Source organism: Vibrio sp. Vb1574, assembly GCF_033338675.1.
In genome coordinates this window covers 1-1,061 of sequence record NZ_JAWOTC010000439.1, presented here as the reverse complement: position 1 = coordinate 1,061, position 1,061 = coordinate 1, and the positions used below count along the sequence as shown (strand labels likewise).

Annotated in this window: 2 protein-coding genes; both read right to left on the bottom strand. The window is 45.1% G+C overall.

Annotated features, from left to right (window positions below; translation table 11 throughout):
• A partial coding sequence (locus R7O12_RS26725; protein WP_318127093.1) for a hypothetical protein occupies window positions 1–188 on the bottom strand: 188 nt, incomplete at its 3' end.
• A gap of 192 nt (window positions 189–380) precedes the next feature.
• A partial coding sequence (locus R7O12_RS26720) for a D-hexose-6-phosphate mutarotase (protein ID WP_318127092.1) occupies window positions 381–1,061 on the bottom strand: 681 nt, incomplete at its 5' end.

Below are 1,061 nucleotides of genomic sequence, written 5' to 3'. Positions count from 1 at the left end.
TGACCGGCAATGGTTTTTGCCATCGACTCGACTTTGGATTGATGTTCTTTCAACGTACTTTCTAGCAGCACGCCAGATGCGTTTCGATAAACGAGCGCAGCAATGCTGGAAAAGGCAATTACTAGGCACAAAGTGATGACTAGCTTTAGTTGAAAGCCAACACTTTGATTTCTGTACTTTTCTAACATGGAATGTCTTCCTGATATATTTATAACTTATGAGTTTTGTATCGGCATGCTATCGGTTTATATGAATAATTTTTTTGATATCTATTAATTAAATTGTCAAAAAACTCAGATAACCAATGAGTTAGTTAGAAAGTGACCGAGGAAGAACGGAAATGATTTCAAAAAAAGGCCGGATGAGCCGGCCTAGGAAGATTATTGGGCAGCAATCACTGTGACGAGCTCGTAGCTCTCGCCTGGCTCAAGAGTCTTGCCTTCTTCAATACTTGGTGCATGAAGGGCAGATTCCACACACAGCATGGTTTCATAGCCATTGTCAGCCATGTCTCCCATCCCTTGTGCACCTTCCGCCCACGGGTTCCATAGTACTGCGGAGTTGTGGCCGCGGTTCGCTACGCTCAACGTGCGGTTAAGAACAGGGTCTTTCACTAAAATTTGAGCTTCTGGTTGCGTGTATACGCGATCGATGGTGTCAGTCAGTTGAAGAACCTCACCACCCTGACACACTTCGCTATTTTTCAAGCTGTCGATGTACTCATTGCCCATACCTGTTGTTTGCGCTTGTTTGATATCGCCCACGTTTAGGTAAGTATGTAATGCGCCTGAGAACGTCCAAGCTTCATCATCGATATTAAGAACTTTCAGCGTTACTTTGAGTTCTTCACCCACTTCGACAAGAAGACGCGCATCAAACATGTGTGGCCAAATTTGATGTGTTTCTTCGGTTGGGAACAGTGCCAACTCGACGATGACACCATTTTCATTTTCGCGGTGCTCAACCAATTCCCATTCGGATGTACGCGCAAAGCCATGAGCTGGTGCAGCAATACGGCCAAACCAAGGCCAACAAACAGGAATGCCACCACGTAATGCTGC